Annotated in this window: 15 protein-coding genes and 2 pseudogenes; 7 read left to right on the forward strand and 10 right to left on the reverse strand. The window is 70.1% G+C overall.

Annotated elements, in window-relative coordinates; genetic code table 11:
* Nucleotides 1–28: 28 nt before the first annotated feature.
* From ACWCWD_RS15600 to ACWCWD_RS15610, 3 genes and pseudogenes are all read right to left on the reverse strand, one after another.
* Nucleotides 29–253, reverse strand: a pseudogene (locus ACWCWD_RS15600) (IS5/IS1182 family transposase); the annotation flags it as partial.
* A gap of 62 nt (nt 254–315) precedes the next feature.
* Nucleotides 316–996 carry a DUF4937 domain-containing protein gene (locus ACWCWD_RS15605; RefSeq protein WP_450773249.1) on the reverse strand — a complete coding sequence of 227 codons (681 nt, stop codon included), beginning with the start codon at nt 994–996 and terminating at the stop codon, nt 316–318.
* A 198-nt stretch (nt 997–1,194) separates the two neighbouring features.
* On the reverse strand, nt 1,195–1,827 hold the full coding sequence (locus ACWCWD_RS15610) for a PadR family transcriptional regulator (RefSeq protein WP_450773250.1): 633 nt from the start codon (nt 1,825–1,827) through the stop codon (nt 1,195–1,197).
* 124 nt (nt 1,828–1,951) lie between these two features.
* On the opposite strand from ACWCWD_RS15610, the gene ACWCWD_RS15615 reads away from it, so the two are divergent.
* Nucleotides 1,952–2,629 (forward strand): ABC transporter ATP-binding protein, encoded by a 678-nt coding sequence (locus tag ACWCWD_RS15615; protein WP_450773252.1) that lies wholly within the window; start codon nt 1,952–1,954, stop codon nt 2,627–2,629.
* Between the two features lie 5 nt (nt 2,630–2,634).
* Nucleotides 2,635–5,460 carry an FtsX-like permease family protein gene (locus ACWCWD_RS15620; RefSeq protein ID WP_450773407.1) on the forward strand — a complete coding sequence of 942 codons (2,826 nt, stop codon included), beginning with the start codon at nt 2,635–2,637 and terminating at the stop codon, nt 5,458–5,460.
* A gap of 21 nt (nt 5,461–5,481) precedes the next feature.
* Here the strand turns inward: ACWCWD_RS15620 and ACWCWD_RS15625 are convergent, their stop codons facing one another.
* From ACWCWD_RS15625 to ACWCWD_RS15635, 3 genes are all read right to left on the reverse strand, one after another.
* Nucleotides 5,482–5,982, reverse strand: coding sequence for a DUF305 domain-containing protein (locus ACWCWD_RS15625; RefSeq protein WP_450773254.1), 501 nt, complete (start codon nt 5,980–5,982; stop codon nt 5,482–5,484).
* A gap of 26 nt (nt 5,983–6,008) precedes the next feature.
* Nucleotides 6,009–7,343 (reverse strand): DUF1996 domain-containing protein, encoded by a 1,335-nt coding sequence (locus ACWCWD_RS15630; protein WP_450773255.1) that lies wholly within the window; start codon nt 7,341–7,343, stop codon nt 6,009–6,011.
* A gap of 295 nt (nt 7,344–7,638) precedes the next feature.
* The gene (locus tag ACWCWD_RS15635; RefSeq protein ID WP_450773257.1) at nt 7,639–9,363 is read right to left on the reverse strand and encodes a discoidin domain-containing protein; all 1,725 of its coding nucleotides are present in this window, start codon (nt 9,361–9,363) and stop codon (nt 7,639–7,641) included.
* 333 nt (nt 9,364–9,696) lie between these two features.
* Here ACWCWD_RS15635 and ACWCWD_RS15640 point away from each other — a divergent pair, with 333 nt between their 5' ends.
* The 4 genes from ACWCWD_RS15640 to ACWCWD_RS15655 all read left to right on the forward strand — a co-directional run bounded on the left by ACWCWD_RS15640 (nt 9,697) and on the right by ACWCWD_RS15655 (nt 13,766).
* The gene (locus tag ACWCWD_RS15640; protein WP_450773259.1) at nt 9,697–10,689 is read left to right on the forward strand and encodes a LacI family DNA-binding transcriptional regulator; all 993 of its coding nucleotides are present in this window, start codon (nt 9,697–9,699) and stop codon (nt 10,687–10,689) included.
* A 347-nt stretch (nt 10,690–11,036) separates the two neighbouring features.
* Nucleotides 11,037–12,908 carry a DNA/RNA helicase domain-containing protein gene (locus tag ACWCWD_RS15645; protein ID WP_450773260.1) on the forward strand — a complete coding sequence of 624 codons (1,872 nt, stop codon included), beginning with the start codon at nt 11,037–11,039 and terminating at the stop codon, nt 12,906–12,908.
* 257 nt (nt 12,909–13,165) lie between these two features.
* The gene (locus ACWCWD_RS15650; protein WP_450773261.1) at nt 13,166–13,294 is read left to right on the forward strand and encodes a DUF6408 family protein; all 129 of its coding nucleotides are present in this window, start codon (nt 13,166–13,168) and stop codon (nt 13,292–13,294) included.
* Between the two features lie 40 nt (nt 13,295–13,334).
* Nucleotides 13,335–13,766, forward strand: coding sequence for a hypothetical protein (locus tag ACWCWD_RS15655; RefSeq protein WP_450773262.1), 432 nt, complete (start codon nt 13,335–13,337; stop codon nt 13,764–13,766).
* Between the two features lie 306 nt (nt 13,767–14,072).
* Here the strand turns inward: ACWCWD_RS15655 and ACWCWD_RS15660 are convergent, their stop codons facing one another.
* From ACWCWD_RS15660 to ACWCWD_RS15675, 4 genes are read right to left on the reverse strand one after another with little or no spacing between them, the layout of a single operon-like run.
* The gene (locus tag ACWCWD_RS15660; RefSeq protein ID WP_450773263.1) at nt 14,073–15,302 is read right to left on the reverse strand and encodes an MFS transporter; all 1,230 of its coding nucleotides are present in this window, start codon (nt 15,300–15,302) and stop codon (nt 14,073–14,075) included.
* Nucleotides 15,292–16,611 carry a condensation domain-containing protein gene (locus ACWCWD_RS15665; RefSeq protein ID WP_450773264.1) on the reverse strand — a complete coding sequence of 440 codons (1,320 nt, stop codon included), beginning with the start codon at nt 16,609–16,611 and terminating at the stop codon, nt 15,292–15,294. The genes ACWCWD_RS15660 and ACWCWD_RS15665 overlap by 11 nt, the downstream gene beginning before the upstream one ends.
* Nucleotides 16,612–16,623: 12 nt before the next feature.
* A complete protein-coding gene (locus tag ACWCWD_RS15670) occupies nt 16,624–16,869 on the reverse strand; it encodes a phosphopantetheine-binding protein (RefSeq protein WP_390957767.1) in 246 nt (81 codons plus the stop codon).
* Nucleotides 16,866–18,731 (reverse strand): amino acid adenylation domain-containing protein, encoded by a 1,866-nt coding sequence (locus ACWCWD_RS15675; RefSeq protein ID WP_450773265.1) that lies wholly within the window; start codon nt 18,729–18,731, stop codon nt 16,866–16,868. The genes ACWCWD_RS15670 and ACWCWD_RS15675 overlap by 4 nt, the downstream gene beginning before the upstream one ends.
* 192 nt (nt 18,732–18,923) lie before the next feature.
* Here ACWCWD_RS15675 and ACWCWD_RS15680 point away from each other — a divergent pair.
* Nucleotides 18,924–20,048, forward strand: a pseudogene (locus ACWCWD_RS15680) (MFS transporter); the annotation flags it as partial.
* Nucleotides 20,049–20,060 lie beyond the last annotated feature (12 nt).

The following is a 20,060-nucleotide window of genomic DNA, read 5'->3' on the forward strand; positions in this document are numbered from 1 at the left end:
AGCTTGCCGAAATTGTTCATCCAGGAGTCCACTCGTCGCGCCGACGGCGCAGGGTGGTGGCCGAGCAGTGCTCGGCTGCGGCCCGTTCGTAGCCGCAGCCGGAGACCAGGACTTGCACGAGTCGGTCGAAGACGGTGGCGTCGCTGAACCGCGGGTTGTGGCAGCCCAGCGGATGCCGGTCGTCGCGCGGGGGCAGCAGGGCAAGGAACTGGTCGCGGATCGGGTCGATAATGCTTGATGGGACGACAGGCACGGATCTCCTGATGATCATGAAGCGTGAAGAACTCCATGATCGAGTGAACCGTGCCTGTCCAGCTACGGCAGCTGTGGAGCAGAGGTGAGCCTGCCGTTCTCGGAGGGTTGCCGATCGGGCAGGACACGCCAGGACGCTTCGAGGGACAGCACATGGCCGGTCATCGACTGGATGTCGCTCTCGGGTGTGGCACGAGAGCGCAGGGCCGGCAGATGCTGGGTGGTATATCGCTGGTGGACAGTGGAGCCGGACCACAGGGTCGTGACCAGGTAGCGGTCTGTCTCGAGTCGGGTGACGACCCCGGCGAGCATGCCGCCGGCCGCTGCCATGCCCGGCCCCCACACTTCGCGCTGGACTTGGAGAAAGCGTTCCTTCCGCCCTGGCACCAGGTGGCAGTCGGCGACCCGTAGGAGAGCGGCGCGTTCGAGAGCGTGGGACAGGCCGGCTGCGTCCCCCGCCATCTCGAGGATGACCTCACCGGTGGCGACGTCGATCCCGGTGTAGCCAGTGGCTTGCCGGTTGCCGGCGGCCACAGCATCGTGCCGCTCGGTCATGAAGCACCGGTAGGCCTCCGCGTCGGTCCACAGCCCCAGCAGATGAGCACGGCCGGTGGCCGTATCCCAGCCGCCCACCTGTCCGACCAGTCCTGGCTGGTCACTGATCGTCGACCAGGCGCCCTGGGCTGCAGAGAACTCTCCCCGCGCGGCCACCGGAACCTCGCAGCCAATCCACTTGCCCCACATGTGCAGCCTGCCTCCCTTCCGTATCCGCGCCCAACCAACCGACGCAACAAATGATCGACCGCAGACCCCGGACCGCGTCAATCGGCCCACGGACGGACCCGACCGGGACCAGCGAAGTACGACCTGAGGCGCGTCCGGGTTCAACGCACACCGAAGCCGAGTCGACTGATTCATCCACTGGACCTACTGGCGGACGCTCTAGGCGGACTCGGCGCGCTCCCCCCTCGTCCCGCCCCGCCCCCCGGCCTCGCCGGTGTCCCCCCGCACCTGCGAGGGTGAGCGCTCCGGCGTCTGCGCGCTCGGTGCCGTGGACGCGAGCGGGCCCAGGTGCTGTGCGGCGCTGTCCAGCAGGCCGAGGTCGGCCTTGGTGTGCGCGATGGCGGCGTCGATCAGGACGGCGACCAGCGGCTCGTCGGCGTGGGCGCGGCGCTGCCGCGCCAGGCCCGCGAGCTCGGACAGGTACGTCTGCCGCTGCGACTCGATCAGCGCGGTCAGGGCCTGCGGGCCCAGGGCGGAGGCGCCGAAGAGCTTCAGGAACAGTTCGTCGCGGAAGCCGCCGACGCGCACCCAGGCGGTGGTCGCCCACGAGCGCAGCTCGGCCTCGCCCGCCTCGGTGAGCGTGTAGAGGTTCTTGTCGGGCCGGTCGGTCTGCGTGACCTGCGAGCGTGACACATAGCCGTCGCGGACCAGCCGTTCGAGGATCTGGTAGAGGTGACCGATGTTCAGGCCACCCCACTGCGGGCCGATGGCCTCCTCGAAGCGGGCCTTGAGTTCGTACCCGTGGTTCGGTCGCCGGGTCAGCAGCGCGAGCACGGCGTGGTGGAGCGGCATATACGTCCCTTCTACATTGTGACAACATACCCCTGAATTGGCGCAATGCAGGGGCGGCGAGGCACCTGCCGCGATGCACGAGGGCGAGGCGGCATCAATGGCTATGAGCGTGGCGTTACGCGGGGTGAGTCGTCGGTATCCCGGGCTGACCGCTCTGGACGAGGTGGACCTGGAGGTCGCGGCCGGCGAGGTGGTGATGCTGACCGGGCCGTCCGGCGCCGGCAAGTCCACCGTCCTGCATGTGACGGGCGGCATGGACCGGCCCGACGAGGGACACGTCGAGATCGACGGCGTGGAACTGGTGTCCCGGGACCTGGACCGTCACCGGCGGCGTATCGGCTTCGTCTTCCAGCGCTTCCACCTGCTGCCCGCGCTGACCGCGCTGGACAACGTACTCGCCCCCGTCCTGCCGCGCAGGGTGGACTTCGACCGGCGTACGCGCGGCATGGAGCTGCTCGAAGCCGTCGGCCTCGACCGGCGGGCCGATGCCCTGCCCTCGCAGTTGTCGGGCGGTCAGCAGCAACGCGTGGCCCTCGCACGCGCGTTGGTCAACCGGCCGGGACTGCTCCTGGCCGACGAGCCCACGGGCAACCTGGACAGCGTCATCGGGCGGGAGATCATCGACCTGCTGATGTCGCTGCGCGAGCGGTACGGGATGACGATGCTGATCGCCACGCACGACGCGGAGGTCGCCGCCAACGGCGACCGGGTGGTGCGGCTGCAGGACGGCAGGATCGTCTCCGACCAGCGGGTCACGCCCTCCGCCGACGTGCTGAACCGGCTGGGGGGCCTGCGCCCGTGATCTCGATGATCCTCGATCAGCTCCGTCGGAGGCGCGGGCGCGCGCTGGCCCTGGCCGCCGGAATCCTGGTGGCGGCGACCAGTTTCACCCTGCTGACCGCGACGGTGAGCACGAGCCAGGCGGCCACCGTGGGCACCGTACGGGAGAACGCGCGGTCCGCGTACGACGTCCTGGTCCGCCCGCCCGACTCGCAGACGGACGTGGAGCGGCAGCGCGGACTGGTCGCGCCGAACTTCCTGTCCGGCACGTTCGGCGGCATCACCATGGACCAGTACCGGCACGTCCGGGACATGGCCGGGGTCGACGTGGCCGCGCCGGTCGCCAACATCGGTTACCTCATGGTGGCGAGCACCGTCACGGTGGACGTGTCCCGCTTCCTCGACGGCACGGCGTCCCGGCAGATCCTGCGCATCCGCCCCACGCTCACCTCCGGGCTGGGGAGTTACCGCACCTCGGACGAGTACGTCTACCTCACCCGCTCCCCCCTGACGTCGGCCTCGGAGTCGGACGACCTCTTCGAGTCCGACACCCTGGAGACGGGCGCGGTCGACAAGGACACCCAGCAGTACCGGATCAAGGGGAAGTACGACGTCTGCTTCTACTTCAACTGGGACAAGACCGAGAAGAAGAAGTTCGGCCTGGACCTGCCGTTGAAGCCGAACATCATCGCCGAGGACCTCAGTGACAGGTCGCCGTTCGACCCGGACCTGAGTTCGCGGATGAACTGCCAGTCCGGCCAGGACAAGGCCACCATCGACGTCCCGGTCAGTTACCCCGTGCTGCTGTCCGCCATCGACCCGGTGGCCGAGGACCGGCTGGTGAGCCTGGGCTCCACCATCGCCTCGGGCCGGATGCTCACCGAGCGGGACAAGCCGTGGAAGGTGTCGGGCGCCAAGAGCGTCCACGGACAGCGCGACATCTACGTCCCGGCGCTGCTCAGCGACACCCCGCTGACCACCGGCGCACTCGACGCCACCGTGGAGCGGCTCGACATCGGCGACCCGGCCGAGCTGCCCTCGAAACTGGGCAACCCGACTGCGGACACCTTCGTACGGAGCCTGCGCGGCACCACGGTGGGCACGACCCGGGTCGATCTGAGCAAGGGCTACCGGAAGGCACTGGGCGAGGATTCGTTCGACACCGGGGTCTACTGGACGGTCGGCCCGGTCGCCTACCGCCGGACCTCCGACGGCGGCCTGGCCGCGCAGCCGCAGCCGGCGCAGGACCCCGGCCTGTGGATCACCAACTCGAACCAGCAGCCGTTCCGCAACGTCCCCGAGGAGAACCACCAGGGCACCCAGTACCGGAAGGTGACCAGCCACGCCTCCACGGACTGCATCGGACTGGGCACCTGCGACGGTGTGGATTCCGGACGTCTGCCCAACCCGTTCGTCCAACTGGTCGGCCGCTACGACACCGCTCGGCTGCCCGGCTTCTCGCCCCTGTCCGACACCCCGCTGGAGACGTACCAGACGCCACAGGTCACCGGTGCGGACAGCGCGACCCGGGCGAAGCTCCACGACAAACCGCTGCAGCCCGACCGCAACCTGGGCGGCTACGTCAGCCCGCCGCCCACCATGCTGACGACGATGGACTCCATCACCGCGCTCACCAGGAGCCGGCGGGTCCCCAGCCTCCAGGACAAGGCGCCGGTCAGCGCGATCAGGATCCGGGTGGCCGGAGTGACCGGCGTCGACACCGCCTCCCGGGCGCGGGTGAACGCGGTGGCCGGGAAGATCCGGACCGCCTACCCCCTGCTCCAGGTCGATGTCACCGTCGGCAGCTCGCCCGCTCCGCAGACGGTGGCGCTGGGTAACTCGGCGCAGGTGACGGAGCGTTGGGTCGCCAAAGGCGTGGCCCTGCGCATCCTCAGGGCGGTGGACACCAAGAGCGCGGTGCTCTTCGTACTGGTCCTCGTCGTGTGCGCACTCTTCCTCGGCCAGGCGGCACTGGCCTCGGTACGCTCACGCCGCACCGAGATCGGCACGCTGCGCTGCCTCGGCTGGAGCGGCGGCGAGGTGCTCCGCCTGATCCTCGGCGAACTGGCGGTGATCGGGCTGGCCGCCGGAGCCGCGGGCGCGGTGCTCGCGTACGTGCTGGGCCGGGTGCTGGGACAGCCCGGAGCCGGCGCCAAGTCGCTCCTCGTACTCCCGGTGGCGCTTCTGCTGGCCACGGCGGCGGGCCTGATCCCCGCCTGGCTCGCCACCCGGCTGGGACCGATGGAAGCCGTCCGGCCCCCCGTGACGGCGGCCCGCCGCGCGCGCCCGGTGCGTTCGGTGGCCGGACTGGCCATGCTCAACCTGCTGCGCGTGCGGGGCCGCACGCTGCTGGGTGCGGCAGGACTGGCGCTGGGAGTGGCCGCCTTCACGGTGCTGCTCGCCCTGACGCTCGCCTTCCGGGGCGAGGTCGCCGGGTCGTTGCTCGGCAGTGCCGTGGTGGCGCAGGCCCGCGGGGCCGACTATCTCAGCGTCGCCCTGTCCCTGCTGCTGGGCGCCGCCGGCGCCATCGACGTCCTGGTCATCTCGCAGCACGAGCGCGCGGCCGATCTCGCGGTGCTGCGGGCGACCGGCTGGACCGACCGGGAGCTGGCGAAGCTGACCCTGTACGAGGGAATCGGACTGGCCCTGCTGGGCTGCCTGTCCGGTGCGGTGGCCGGTCTGGCCGGGGTGCTGACCCTCGGCCGGGGCGTGCTGCACGGACACCTGCTCACGGTCTCCGGCGCCGCACTGCTGGCCACGCTCGCGGCGACCGCCCTGGTGGTGGCCGCTCTGACGGTGCCGATCCGGGGGCTGTCCCGGATCGGCACCGCCCACCTGCTCGCCGCCGACTGAGCGGGCGGACGCCGCCGGGAACTACGGGACAGCCCTCAGCCGGGAGGCCCCCTCGGCCGCGCTCTTCGCGAGGGCCGCGGCCAGGTCCTTCGCCCGGTCCGCCCGGCCCTGGGCTCGCTCGCCGGTGCAGAGCAGCCCGGACTGCGCGAAGTGGGCGCGCAGCGCGTCGGTGAGCATCCGGTCGAACGCCTGGCCGTTCGCGTCGGCCGCCTTCTGGAGGGTGTCGAGGCTGACCATGCCCGGCATGTCGTGCCCTTCGTGCGGATGGGTGTCGGGGACGCCCGAGAGCCGCAGCACCGCGCGCAAGCGGCGCAGGTCCGCTCTGAGTGTCGCGCCGGTGTCCGCCGCCAGGGCGGCCAGGGCCGGGTCCGCCGTGCGGGAGGGCGCCAGATCGGTCAGGAGCCGCGCACGCTCGGCCATGGGGATCATCAGGAGGATCCACGCGGTGTCGGTGGCGTTGAAGGCCGGTGCCGACGCCCCCGCTGTCGGCTGCGCGGTGCAGCCGACAGCGGGCAGCGCCAAGGCCACGACGCATGCCGACCACAGGGTCAGAACGTGCCGGCGGAATTGCACTTGGCCCTCTGGTTGATGCAGTCCTTCACACGGTGGCCGAGAGCGGCGTTGTCCCAGGCGTTGAAGAAGTCGCCGTGGATGGACGACGCCATGCCCGAAGCCAGCCGGAAGCCCGCGGCGCTGCCGCTGGTCGGGTAACTGGTGACGAAGGAGAGGTTGGGGATGGCGACGGGGTAGGCGCCGCTGCACTTGCCGTCGTACGTGAACGCCACGTGCGACTTGTGGTCGGGGCTGTCGAGGTTCTTGCCGTCCCAGCAGTCGGGGAAGACCAGTTGGTGGGTGAGGTGCGCGGTGGGCGCGCACACCGGCCAGTTGCCGTCGGCGCTGCGCCCGGTCTCACCGCCCTGGCCGGCGCACCAGAACTGGCCGGGTGATCCCGCCGGGGTGGGTGTCTGCGTCTTCGCGCTGCCCGCGATCATGCGGAATCCCTGCGGGAAGGGGACGGTCGCCGCGGGGTCGGTGAGCCGGGAACCGTAGTAGACGATCATGCCTTCGGGTTCGACGGCCGTGTCGCCCTCGTAGAGGGTGGGGATCCAGTACGCCGAGAGGTCGACGGCAGGGGTGCAACTGGTCGGCGTGCTGGCCGACAGCGACTCGGACGTGGAGAACGCGTCGGTGCTCCTGTTGCCGAAGAAGCTGTGCATGTGGGACGCACCGGGCAGTCCCGGCAGGACGATGGGGTCGTCCGGCTTGGAGTGGCTGTAGGTGCAGGTGGCGTTGAACTCCGGTACCCGGACATTGGTCGCGGGCACCGCAGCCGGTGTCATCGCGCGGAACTGCGCCAGCTGCGCGTTCCACTTGGCCTGGTCGACGGGGACCCATCCGGCTGCCGTGCCGTCTCCCTCACCGGCGAAGGAGAACCAGTTGATGTTGACGAAGTCGCCGGGTGTCGTGGAGCGCAGCACGGCGAACACCGTCTGCGTGCCGGTGGGATGAGTGGCGACCTCGGTGGTCAGGGTCGACCAGCTCTGCCAACCGCCGGTCGGGGACACCGTGATGACGGCGAGCAGCGGTCCGGTCGGCGCGGCGGTACGGAGCTCCACCGTGCCCGAGCCGACGGCGGAGGCGGCCCGGGCCGAGACCGTCAGCCGGCCGGCTCCGCCGAGGTCGACGTTGTCAAAGCGCATCCAGTCGCCGTCGGCGAGGTAGGCGGCGTTCTGCCCGCCGCCGGTGTCCGCGGTCGCCTCCAGGGCGACGCCCGACTGGGCCGCGTAGGACTCGGCCTGGACCGTGACCGTCGCGGCCTGCGCCTGGGGGGCCGAGACGGTCAGACTCAACGCGGCGGTCAGCACGACCACCAGAGCGCTCACCAACAGTGTGTACAGAGGAACGGGAGATCTGCGCATGTCACTTCCTCACGGGCTGGGGGGTGAAGACCGAGGGGAGAAGACCCGGGGTGCAGGCCTGGGATGAAGACCTGGGGTGAAGACCGAGGGGTGAAGACCGAGGGGAGAAGACCTGCTTCGTGCCGGAGCACGGCGACGTCGAGGGACGGAGCCGTACGACGGCCCGTGCCCCGGCGCGATCGAGGTGGCCCGGGCCGCTCCGCGCAACGGGCGGAGCGGCCCGGAATCACCGTGCACACGGGAGTGCTGCAGTGCAGGGCTACTGGTAGACCCGCACGTAGTCGACGAGCATCTTGGAGGGGAACGGGGTTCCGGCGTCCGTCGGGCCCGGCCAGTCGCCTCCGACCGCCAGGTTGAGGATCATGTAGTGCGGGTGGTCGAAGATCCACGGCCCGCGTGTCTGCTCCACCTGGTCCTTGTCGAGGGTGAAGACGGTCCGGCCGTCGAGGCTGAAGGTCATGCCTCTGCTGTTCCAGTCGGCGGCCCAGGTGTGGTAGTCGTCGGAGAAGTCGGCGTTCCCGGGCAGTGTGTACGGCGCGCCGATGCCGCCTCCGCCGTTGTACGCGGGCGCGTGGACGGTCGAGTACGCGGTCTTCACGTCCTTGCCGAGGATTTCCATGATGTCGACCTCGCCGTTGTACGGCCACGGGCGGCCCGTCAGGAAGTCGGCGCCCATCATCCAGAACGCGGGCCACAGGCCGTTGCCCTTGGGAACCTTGATGCGCGCTTCGACGCGCCCGTAGGTGAACTGGAAGGTCGCGCCGGTGTTCATCCGTGCCGAGGTGTACTGACAGGTGGTGCTGCCGCTCAGCGGGTCGGTCGGGCACGACGACCCGGCGGTGGTCTCCTTGCGTGCCTCCATCACCAGGTGCCCACCCCCGTCCAGTGCGGCGTTGCGGTGATCGGTGTAGTACTCCAGCTCGTTGTTGGGCCCGACACCCGGATCGGCCCTCCACTTCGACGCGTCGGGCTTGCCGCCCGCCGCGCCGTCGAATTCGTCGCTCCACACGAGCCGCGGCGGGTTCGCGGGGTCGCTCGGCAGCGGCGGGGCCTGAATCGGAGCGCCGCCCGTGCCGTACACCTGGAACTCCCACAGCGAGTAGCCGTACGGGGTGGCGCGCTGCGTCCCGTACATGCGCACCCAACGGCCGGTGCCCGAGACGGCGAGCGTCTGCTTGAAGCCGGTGCCGGACGTCGTCGAGTAGACCGGCGTCCAGTCGACTCCGTTCGAGGACACCTGGATCTGGAAGGACTTGGCGTAGGCGGGATCCCATTGCAGGACCACCTTGTCGATCTGTGCCGTCGCGCCGAGGTCGACGGAGATCCAGCCGGGATCGGTCCATCCGGTGGTGGGGCTCGTGGCCCAGCGGGAGGCCGGGTCCCGGTCGAAAGCCCTGGCCGGCGTGCACTCCCAGCAGTTCGAGTCTGCCTGGGAGGAAGAAGCGGCGCCCGGCCTGCCGTAGGAGAGGAGCCGGCCCGCGTCGCCGCCGGGGTTGCCCGTACCGGCGGTCCCGTAGACCTGGAACTCCCACAGGGAGAAGCCGTACTGCGTGGCGCGCTGCGTCCCGTACATGCGCACATAGCGGCCGGTGCCCGAGACGGCCAGGTTCTGGACGCCGCCCGTGCCCGCGGCCGTCTGGTGGAGGACGGTCCAGTTCGCCGCGTCGCTCGACACCTCGATCCTGAACGCCGTGCCGTAGGCGGCCTCCCAGTTGAGGACGACCCGGCTGATCCCGGCACTGGCGCCGAGGTCGATCTGAATCCACTGCGGGTCCGCGAAGGCGCTGGACCAGCGCGTCCCGGGGTCGCCGTCGACGGCGCTCTGCGGGCCGAAGGGGCCTTCGGTACTCGAAGCGGTAGCGGACTTCCCCTGCGAGAGCAGGACCTCCGCCGCCTGGGCGGAGGGGGCGGGGAGAGCGGTGAGAGCGAGAGTCGAGGCCACGAGGGCCAGCAGTAAGGCGAAGCGACGCAGCAGGGTGTGCACGGGCGACTCCTCAAGTGGGGGCGAGGGAGATTCCGGGGAGCGCTCCCTGGAAGGGAGGATGGAGGGGCATGCCAAGGCTGTCAATATCTCTCTCACCTCGAAAAAACGGCACCCTCACGGCCGGAAGAGCCTGAGGGAACGGTCCCTCAGAAGCCGACCGTCGCACGGTCGTACCCGGGCCGTCGGCGAGCGGGAGGCGCCCGAATCCTGCCCTCGCCGCTCCTGCCTGCGGATACGCTGCTCACATCGCCACGACGCAGAGCCGGAGGTCGCCCCGATGAGAAGACCCGCCCCGCACAGGGCTCCGGGCGGCGGCACGGGGGACGGACCCGCATGAGACGCCCCACTCTCGAAGTGGTCGCCGCCCGCGCGGGCGTCTCCAAGTCGAGCGTCTCCCGTGTCATCAACGGCGAGACGACGGTCGCCCCGCAGATCCGGGACGTCGTCATGCGCGCTGTCCACGAACTGGGCTACGTGCCCAACGGGGCGGCACGCAATCTCGTCACCCGCCGCACGGACACCATCGCCGTCGTGGTCTCCGACCCGCCCCAGGGAGTCGTCTCCGACGACCCCCTCTTCTCCGCCGTGGTACGGGCCGTCAGCAGAGAGCTCGAGAAAGCGGGCAAACGGCTCGTGCTCATGCTCGCGGAGTCGGACCAGAGCCGGACCAGGGTGGTGCAGTACATCGCCGGCGGGCACGTGGACGGTGTGCTCCTGGTCGCCCTGCACGGTACGGATCCGCTGCCGGCCGCACTGGCGCGGCAGGGCCTGCCCGTCGTGTCCTTCAACCGCACCTCCGCCCAGGACGTGCCGTACGTGGCGCTGGACAACACCGGCGGAGCGGCACTGGCTGTACGTCACCTCCTGGAGCGCGGACGGCGCCGGATCGCCACCATCACCGGGCCGCTCGAACTGTACGAAGCGCGCGAACGTCTCGACGGCTACCGCCGGACCCTGCGCGACACCGGCAGGCGCTCCATCGTGGCCCTGGGCGACTTCACCAGAACCTCCGGCGCCGAAGCCATGCGGCAACTCCTGGAGGACGACCCCGACCTCGACGCGGTGTTCGCGGCCAACGACCTGATGGCGATCGGAGCCCTGCGCACCCTTCACCGAGCGGGCCGACGTGTCCCCGACGACGTGGCGGTCATCGGCTTCGACGACATAGAAGCCGCCGCCTACACCAGCCCCGCCCTGACCTCGGTACGCAGCCCGATGGCCGACCAGGCGACCGCCGCCGTCCACCTGCTCCTCGGCCTGATCGACGGTGGCCCCGCGACGCCGGTGATCATGCCGAACGAACTCGTGGTGCGCGATTCGACGTGATCTCGCTCCGGGCCCCAGTTTCGTCCGCATCCCGGTCGTACCGCGGTCATCCCAGCCGTGGGCATGATCAAGGTCCGGCCGCAGCGGGCGTCGGAGGAATGGCGCGGGGCGGGCAGTCGCAACCCACGCCGGAGAGCTGACCGGCGACGCCCCCCTGGTGCGTCAGCGGAGCGTCGCCAGCTGCCCGCCTATCAGGCGTGGGACCAGCTCTGAAGCCTGATCCATAGCCTGTTCTAGGATGGCCAGGACCATCTCAGCGGCCCGACGGGCTTCCGCCCCACTTCCGTGGGACCGAAGGACATGCCCCCACCCGCACGAGCTACTTCGTGCTGCCTGGGGGCACCTCCTTGCTGTTCCGTGAGTCCGCGGCGTCATTGGCCAACCGCACCCGCCTTGAAGGACAGTTGGCCGAGCTCCTGCGCGAGAACTTCCTCCACAAGCATCGGCATCAGCCCCAGCCGTCAGAGGTGCGCTCATGGGAACGGAGCATCCCTGCACTCACCTACGCGCTCGTCGAAGCCGGGCTCGGTGAGGTCGAGGTGATGTTGGAGTACGCGCTGCCCCTGACCAGCAAGCGCGCAGACGCGATACTTGCCGGTGTTCATCCGAGTACCGGAGAGCCCTCGTACGTGGTGGTCGAACTGAAGCAGTGGAGCGAGGCCTACCCCGAAGAGGACGATCCGCTGCTGTGCCGCATCGATGCCTACCCTCAGCCGGTCCTCAACCCGATCGAGCAGGTGCGCGGCTACTGCGACTACCTCATGTCGTTCAACGGAGCGTTGGAGCGGATCCCCGAGTCGGTCGCGGGCGTCGCGTATCTGCACAACGCGACCGAACACGGGGTGGCGGGGCTCCGCGCCGTCTCCGAGGACGATCGGGGCCGGATGTTCACCGGTGACCAGCGCGGCGCCTTTATCGGCTACCTCCGCTCCAAGCTGGCGGCAAAGCCGGGCGCCGATGCAGCCGATGCCTTGCTGCAAGGCAAAGTGCGCCCATCGAGGCAGTTGATGAGCGTTGCCGCCGAAGAGGTGCGCAACCGGGAACAGTTCGTGCTGCTGGACGAACAGCGGCTCGCCTACGAGACGGTCATGTCGGCAGTGCGTGAGGCCCGGCGGTCCAACCGCAAGCAGGTAGTAGTCGTGGCCGGCGGACCAGGCTCCGGCAAGAGCGTGATCGCGCTCTCCCTGCTGGGCGATCTCTACCGACGCGGGGTACCGGCCATGCACGCCACCGGTTCGCAGTCCTTCACGAAAACGATGCGCAAGGTCGCCGGTGCCCGCAAGCCCGAAGTTCAGCGGCTCTTCCGCTACTTCAACAGCTTCATGGAGGCTGAGCCGAACGACCTCGACGTGCTGGTCTGCGACGAAGCGCACCGGTTGCGCAAGACGTCCGCCAACCGCTACACGAAGGCGACCCTGCGGACCGGCCGACCGCAGGTTGCTGAGCTGATGGACGCTGCGCGGGTTCCCGTTTTCCTGCTGGACCAGCACCAAGTGGTGCGTCCCGGCGAGATGGGCACCGTCGAACAGATTCAGGCAGCTGCGGCCGAGCAAGGGCTGGACTGCACGGTGGTACGTCTCGACAGCCAGTTCCGGTGTGGCGGAAGCGACGCCTACTTGCGCTGGGTGGTCGACCTGCTGGGACTCGAAGGAAGCGCGCCCACCACATGGGAGCCGGACGGCAAGGTGCAGCTCCTGACAGCAGACAGCCCGCAGGAGCTGGAGGAGTTCCTGGCCAGCCGACGGGCGCAGGATTATGGTGCGCGCATGTCCGCCGACTACTGCTGGAAGTGGACGACAAAAATCACTCCCAGCATGCACACCCTTCCCACAGACGTGGTCATCGGCAACTGGGCCAGGCCGTGGAACCTCTACGGCGACCGCTCCCTGCTCGGTGCCCCGCCGGCATCCCTCTGGGCCACCGACCCGGCGGGATTCGGACAAGTCGGGTGCGTCTACACCGCGCAGGGCTTCGAGTACGACTGGTCCGGCGTGATCATGGGTCCGGACCTCGTCTGGCGCACGGACCGATGGGTGGTGGACCGAGGCGCCTCAAAGGACCCGTCCTTCACCAAGGCCACCGCCGACGAGGACGTCGACCGCCTCGTCCGCAACACCTACAAAGTGCTGCTGACGCGGGGCATGATCGGCACGGTCATCTACTCGACGGACCAGGAAACCCGCGAGAAGCTCCGCTCTCTGATCCCCACGACACTGTGACCGTCGAAGGCGCCCAGTCACGCCTGTTGCACCATGCAATCAATACCGCGAAATCCGTACTCCCGCGCGGGAAGTAAGAGATGTCATGATCGCGCTGCGCACCTTCCCGGAGGGTACGAGGCTGCGGGTCCTGAGCGAGCTCCAATGAGCCGCGAGTGAAGGATGGTTGTGCCCGTCGTGTGGTGACATGCGACGTGAGCGTGGATGCCCGGTAGGGCGTCCCCCTGCCATTCCGATCTCACTGCTTTGGAGTGGCCATGACCTCAGTCAAGTGCAAGCCTGCGCGTCGTGAACGGATCCGCAAGATCCTGATCGAGTTCGCCGCCGCAGTCGTCACCAACCTTTTGGTGACGGTCTTGGTGGCGATGGCAGGTCTGCTCTTCTAGGGCGTGCATCGGAAGCGGATCACGCACATAGGGTGTCGGCATGTCGCTGAGCCACATAGCCCTCTCGTCCGGTCGTTCGATCGAGCTCACCGAGCTGCGGATGTCTACGACCTATGGGGGGATGCTGGAGGGGTATCCGTGCCAGCGCATCAACGACATGAAGGTCAGCGGCCTCCTGCGACAGGCCGAGCATGCGTTCTCCTTCGCGCCAGTTCATCTCATTCCGCCCTCCCGCGAGTACCCGGACCAGACCGCCGGCGCCTTCGGCCCCGTGGAGGTGCTGCCTTCCGTGGCTTGCATCGGTGTTTTCGGCTCTACAGCGGTCGATCCTGAACTCGACGCAGTGCTGCACCGCTCCGCTCTCATCGTGGCCTGGTTCCAGGCCACCCCGGCTGTCCCGTCAGGCGAAAAGGCTGATTTTGCTCTTCGCAGCATTCGCTGGGAAGAGCTGGCCCAGGACTACGAGCTCTAGGGACACGTGCTGATCACCGCGAGCTTGTCGTAGCGGGTGGCCACGGCACGGTGCCTCTTGAGGCGGTTGATCCCGCACTCGACCGCGTGGCTGCACGTCCTCCACGTACGACTCAATGCGGCACGCGGCCAGCAGACACGAAGCTCCCCTGTATTGCAGAGGAGGGCTCAACGGGCGAAACCGCCCCCGGTCCCGTACTCACACAGTTGCGTGAGCGCGAGTCCTGTCGGTCCCACGCCGACCACCAGTACCTCGAGCGGTGCCGACCGTCATGACTCCACGGTATGCAGGGCGGCGGCGCGTGTCCTATTCCACGGCGACGCTCGGTCGGTTCAGGCCCGCCTTCCCCACCAGGCCGAAAAAGGTCGACAGCCAGGCCATACCCTGCACGAGCCCTGCGGTGAGGAAGAGCACAGCCGGGGGGAAGGCGGCGACCATCCAGCCACCGAGCAGGGCGGCCGGGAGGATGGCGGTGAACGACATGGCCCGGTTGACCGCGACCACCCGGCCCATGTACTCGGCGTCCACGACCGTCTGCCGGTAGGTGAACCAGCCGACCACGATCAGCGAGGTCGCCGCTCCGGCAACGGCCCAGGCCGGGGCCAGTACCAGGACGTTCGCCGTCGTCATGGGCAGCAGCAGCGCCACCGCGAGTGCGCCCATCCCGACGGACAGCAGCGGGCCCTCGGCGAACCGGCGCATCAGGCGCGGGACCACGGCGGCGCCCGCCACCGCGCCCGCGCCCTGGGCCGCCACGGTCAGGCCCAGGGCGAACTTGGACTGGCCGGTGACCTCCGTGACGACGTACACCAGGTTGGCCTCGACCGCGTTCACGGCGAAGTTGGTCAGCGTCAGCAGGATCGTGCCGGATCGCAGCACGGGGTCGGCGAACAGCAGCCGGAAGCCGGTCAGCAGGTCGGGGGTCAGGCCACGCAACGCCTGGCGAAGGGGCGTCGTCAGGGTGGTGACCGGGGATGTGGCGGTGAGGGCGATGAGCAGGGCGGACAGGGCGAACGCCACCGCGTTGACCGTGCTGGCCGCCGCCGGGCCGAGGAAGGCGACCACGCTGATGCCGGCGATCGGGCCGAGCATGTTCAGCAGGCTCTCGGAGCCCTGCACCCACGCGTTCATCACGGCCCGCCGCTCCTCGGGCACCCGGTCGACCAGGAAGCCCTGGAACGCCGGGAAGTAGAGCGGGCGCACGCACGACAGGGTGAACGCGGCGACGTAGACCGCTACCACAGGAGGCCGCTCCATCAGACAGAGCAGCGCGATCCCGCCGACCACCACCGAGGAGCTCAGGTTGCAGCCGATCATGAGCTTGCGCCGGTCCATCCGGTCGGCGACCACCCCGCTGACCAGACCCACCAGCACGTACGGCACGAATTCGAGCGCATAGGTGAAGGCGGCGAAGAACGCCGAACCGGTCAGGTCGAGCACCAGCAGGGGCAGGGCGAACCGGAACACCCATTCACCCGCTGTCGAGACGATGAACGCCGCTCGCAGCAGCGTTTCATCACGACGCTCAGGCAGCACCGGAGCCCCCCAGCGGCAGCAGCGGATCGGCCACGACCGCTTCCAGCAACTCCACGAGACGGTCGAGCAGACCTTCGATGAAGTCCGCGGACAGCCGGTCGGCCTGGTAGTACGCCGAGAGGGTCAGCTGTTCGGCGTCCGATTCGCCCACGAGCATGAGTTCGCTGCGGGGACGGAAGCCCTCGTCGGACAGCGGGAAGGGGGTGGTCGTACCGGGTGCCAAGTCCAGGCCTTGGCCGTGGAGTTGTGCGTAGAGCATGTTGAGCACCACGCCGATGGGCGCGTCAGGGTGGGCGTACTGGTCCGGGTTGAACGCCTTCACCAGTTCGGCGAAGGGAATCTCGCCGTGCTCCTGTGCGTCGAGGCTCGCCTCACGCACCCTCCGCAGCGCGTCACGGAAGGTGTCCGTGCCGGCCAGGTCGGTCCGTACCACGAGCAGTTCCGCGAGGGGAGCCACCAGGTTCTCGCGGCCCGCGGTCTCGCGGTTGTAGACGTTGACCGCCACCGCCTGGTCGTCGTTGCCGGTGCGCTCGCGCAGCGCCACGTAGAGCGCGCACAGGACGAGCATGAAGAGGGTGACCCGCTCGCGGGCGGCGAACCTCTGCACCTCGCGCACCAGCGTCGCGGGCAGCGAGCGGGTCGAGTAGCCCCCGGCCGGCTCGGCACCCGGGGCCCGCTTCGGCACGTCCAACCGGGGTATCGCCCCGGATCCGGCGAGCCGCTCGCGCCAGAAGGACATCATCCGGGCGCCGTTCTCGCCCGTCAGCAGGTCACGCTGGTCGCGTACGTAGTCCTGGTAGGCGTAGGCGGTCTCCGGCAGCTTGGGCTCCTGGCCGGCGTGGAGCGCGGAGTAGATCACCGACAGTTCCTCCGTCAGGACGCCTCGCGCCCACCCGTCGACCACGAGGTGGTCGAAGGTCAGGACGACGAAGTGGTCGTCCTCGGCCACGCGCACCACGCTCGCGCGCAGCCGCTCCGGCCGGTCGGCGGGCAGGGGGCGCTCCGCCTCGGTCCGGACGCGCTCCACCGCGCCCGCCTCGTCGTCCGCCCGGAACACCTCGCTGCGCACGGTGGTGACCGCGTCCAGGAGCTGGTCCCGCGGATTGGTGAAGCGGGCTCGCAGCGCCTCGTGCCGCTCGGCCAGCAGGGCCAGTGCCCGGTCGAGGACCGTCAGGTCGAACGGGCCGCGGACCCGGTACGCCTGCGGGATCGTGCGGATCGACGGCACGCCCAGGGCGCGGCTGCGCTCGTCCATCAGGAGTCTGCCCTCCTGGTAGCTGAGGGTGGGCAGCGGCAGCGGTGCGGACATGTGCGATGGCTCCTAGGCGGTCTGCGGGGCGGTGTCGAGGCGCTGGGTGACCAGGTCGGCGAACTCGCCGAACTCGGCGTGGTCGAGGACCTCGCGCATGGAGACCTTGACTCCGAGCGCGGTCTCAAGACGGGCCACCATCTGGGTGGCCAGCAGGGAGTGGCCACCGAGGAGGAAGAAGTCGGACTCCTCGTCAATGGGGGTGCCCAGTACCTCGGACCAGATCTGGGCGACGGTCTGCCGGACGGTGGTGCTCATCGGGGCTCGCTCTCTCCGGCCAGCAGCCGGGCTCTGTCGGTCTTTCCGTTGACGGTCAGCGGAAGTCTTTCGGTGACGATGTAGCGGGCGGGCACCAGATAGGCGGGCAGCGAGTCCCGCAGCGCCGCGCGCACGGCTTTCGCCAGTGACTTGTCATCCCCTGCGATGTGGGCGGCGAGTCGCTTGCCGCCCAGGGCGTCGGTCTCCACCAGGACGCAGGCGCCGCGCACGCCGGGCTGGGCGAGGATGGCCTGCTCGATCTCCCCCGGCTCGATCCGGTGACCGTTGACCTTGGCCTGGCCGTCCTCGCGGCCGAGGAACTCCAGGATGCCGTCGGCGCGGAAGCGGGCCAGGTCGCCGGTGCGGTAGCAGCGCAGGCCCCTCAGGCGCCCGGACTCCGGGACGTGGAACCGCTCGGCGGACTGTTCGGGCAGACCGAGGTAGCCGGCCGCGAGCCCGGCGCCCTCGGCCCACAGCTCGCCGGGGACACCCGGGGGCACCGGGTGCCCGCCCCGGTCGACCAGGAAGACCCTGGTGCTGTGCACCGGGGTGCCGATCGGTACGGTCGCGGTGCCCGGGGGCAGCGGCTCACGCATCAGGTGGCAGCAGGTGAAGGTCGTGTTCTCGGTGGGTCCGTAGCCGTTGACGACGGTGAGTCCGGGGTGCCGGGTCAGCAGGCTGTTCACGTGGTGCGGGGAGACGACGTCGCCGCCCGAGAACAGCCGGCGCACGGACGAGAAGGCGTCCGGTTCGTGCTCGGCCATCTGGTGGAAGAGCCCAGCCGTCAGCCACAGCACGGTGATCCCTCGCCCGGTGACGACGTCGGCCAGTTCGCCGAGGGTCAGCGGACCGGCCGGGGCCACGTGAAGGCGCGCGCCCAGGGCCAGCGCACACCACACCTCGAGGAGCGCCGCGTCGAAGGTCGCGGGCGCAAGGTGCAGGACCACGTCCTCGGGCCCGAAGTCGATACGGTCGTCCGCGGTCAGCCGGGCGATGCCGCGGTGGGAGAGCTGGACCCCCTTGGGGGTACCGGTCGATCCGGAGGTGTACATCACCGTGGCGACCTCGGCCTCGGCCGGCTCCAGCGGTGCCACCGATGGCTCGACGCCCTCCACGACCAGCGCGGTGCCGACCGGTACGCGCCCGGCGAGCGCCTCGCTGGTGAGGGTGGTGCGGACTCCCGGACCGGACATCATCAGCCGCAGACGCGGCTCGGGGTAGGCGGGGTCGAGGGGTACGGCCGTCGCCGCGGCCATCGCCACACCGACCATCGCGGCGACCGACGTCAGGCCGCGGTCGAGCAGGATGCCCACGGGATCGCCGGGGCGCACGCCTCGCTCCGCCAGTGCGTGGGCGATGCCGGTGGCGTACTCCAGCAGTTCCCGGTAGGTGAGCTCCGCATCGTGCGTGGACACCGCCACGGCGTCGGGCTGCTTCTGCGCCCACGCGGCGAACATCCGGTGGACCGGCTGCTCGACCGGGGGCCGGTCCGGCCCCGCCCAGGCGGTGAGGAGGGCCCATTCGGTGTCGTCGACCAACTCGACCTCGGAAAGCGGCCGTTGAGGCTCGGCGAGCGCGGCGGCGACGAACCCCTCGATGCGGGAGTCGAGCGCTTCGGCGACGTCGTGGGGTACGGGGCCGACGACCAAATCCGCGCCGCCGTCGGGCAACAGGGCCACCGGCAGGGGCTCGCCCCCGGCACCGTCCGTGCGGCACAGGCGCGCCACGAAAGCGGCGCACGCCAGCCCCAGGACGCGCTCGGCCGTCGTGCCCGTGGCCGAGGCGAACTCCGCGGCGGCCGTGACGACTTCTTCACCCAGCCGCACCCCGCGGGCAGTGGGCCCGCTCACAGCGTCCCGCATGGTTCCCGCCCTCCCTTAGGTCGTTTCGTCAAAGTGCCGTCTGCCGGGCGGCGTCCGGCACGCACGCTCGCCGCGTTGTCGGAATCGTCCTCGTACGCCCAGTACGAGGACGATCCTCCGCCTTGCGATCGCACGCACCGGACGCCGCCCGGCCCGGCCTCCGGCCGAACGACGGCACTTTGACGACACGACCTGGCGGGGCCGGTGGTGGACCGCATCGGCCCACGGGTCGTCTCCTGGACGACGGACACGGTCAGTGCGGTCGCCGCCGCCCTGGTCCCCCTCCTCCATGCACTGCACCTCCTGTCCTTTCCCGTCCTGTTGGCCCTCGTCGCGGTGGTCGGCGCGGCGCGTGGCCCCGGCGACCTGGCCAAGGAAGTCATGGTGCCCGAGGCGGCCGAGCGCGCCGGAGTGCCGCTGGAGCGTGCCATGGGCGTGTCCGGCGTGATCGAGCGCCTCGCGTCCACCCTCGGGCCGGCCGTCGGCGGTTCCCTGGTGGCGTTGCTCGGCCCGCTGACCGGGCTCGCCCTCAACGCCGGCTCCTTCGCTCTCGGATCGATCGTCATCGGGGTGGCGCTGCCCCGGGGCGTCGGGCGGGCGGCCGACCTGGAACCGGCGGCGGCCGGCTCGAAGGAACCGGGCTACTGGCGGCGGTTCGGCGAAGGCTTCACCTTCCTCCGCGGCGAACCCCTGCTGCTCACGGTCATCGTCACGGTGGGCATCACCAACCTGCTGGACGCCGCGATCAACTCCGTGCTCATCCCCCTCTGGGCCCGGGAGTCCGGCCACGGTCCGGCCGCGATCGGCCTGACCGGCAGCGCGCTGGGCGTCGCGGCGGTCGCCGGGAGCCTGATCGCCGCGGCCGGCGCGCACCGGCTCCGGCGCCGGCTGGTCGTCCTCGGCGGGTTCCTCCTCATCGGGGCCCCGAGATTCCTGGTCCTCGCCTCGGACGCCCCGCTGTGGACGGTCATGTCCGTCTTCGCCGTCGCCGGCTTCGGCGGGGGCTTCATCAACCCCGTGCTGGGAGCCGTTCTCGTCGAGCGGGTGCCGCGCCGCATGCTGGGCCGGGTCAACGCGCTCGGCGACTCGCTGGCCTGGGCCGGCATCCCCCTCGGCGGACTGCTGGCCGGGGCGGCGGTGACCGCTGCCGGACTCACTCCGGTGCTGCTCGCCTGCGGGGCCGCGTACTTCCTCACCACGAACCTGGCGGGACTGCGGCCGGAATGGCGCGAGATGGACCGTACGGGCCGGCGCGGAGCTGTGGGGCCGCCGGGCACGGAGGACGTCCCGCAGGACCGTGCGGGTGCGGCGACCTGACGCAGGGGCGGT

Source organism: Streptomyces sp. NPDC001493 (genome assembly GCF_053597235.1).

Bases quoted from the DNA above. Each gene is read 5' to 3' on its own strand.
- ACWCWD_RS15605 (WP_450773249.1), bottom strand. From the start codon at position 996: ATGTGGGGCAAGTGGATTGGCTGCGAGGTTCCGGTGGCCGCGCGGGGA.
- ACWCWD_RS15610 (WP_450773250.1), bottom strand. From the start codon at position 1,827: ATGCCGCTCCACCACGCCGTGCTCGCGCTGCTGACCCGGCGACCGAAC.
- ACWCWD_RS15620 (WP_450773407.1), top strand. From the start codon at position 2,635: ATGATCCTCGATCAGCTCCGTCGGAGGCGCGGGCGCGCGCTGGCCCTG.
- ACWCWD_RS15640 (WP_450773259.1), top strand. From the start codon at position 9,697: ATGAGACGCCCCACTCTCGAAGTGGTCGCCGCCCGCGCGGGCGTCTCC.
- ACWCWD_RS15650 (WP_450773261.1), top strand. From the start codon at position 13,166: ATGACCTCAGTCAAGTGCAAGCCTGCGCGTCGTGAACGGATCCGCAAG.
- ACWCWD_RS15655 (WP_450773262.1), top strand. From the start codon at position 13,335: ATGTCGCTGAGCCACATAGCCCTCTCGTCCGGTCGTTCGATCGAGCTC.
- ACWCWD_RS15665 (WP_450773264.1), bottom strand. From the start codon at position 16,611: ATGTCCGCACCGCTGCCGCTGCCCACCCTCAGCTACCAGGAGGGCAGA.
- ACWCWD_RS15670 (WP_390957767.1), bottom strand. From the start codon at position 16,869: ATGAGCACCACCGTCCGGCAGACCGTCGCCCAGATCTGGTCCGAGGTA.
- ACWCWD_RS15675 (WP_450773265.1), bottom strand. From the start codon at position 18,731: ATGCGGGACGCTGTGAGCGGGCCCACTGCCCGCGGGGTGCGGCTGGGT.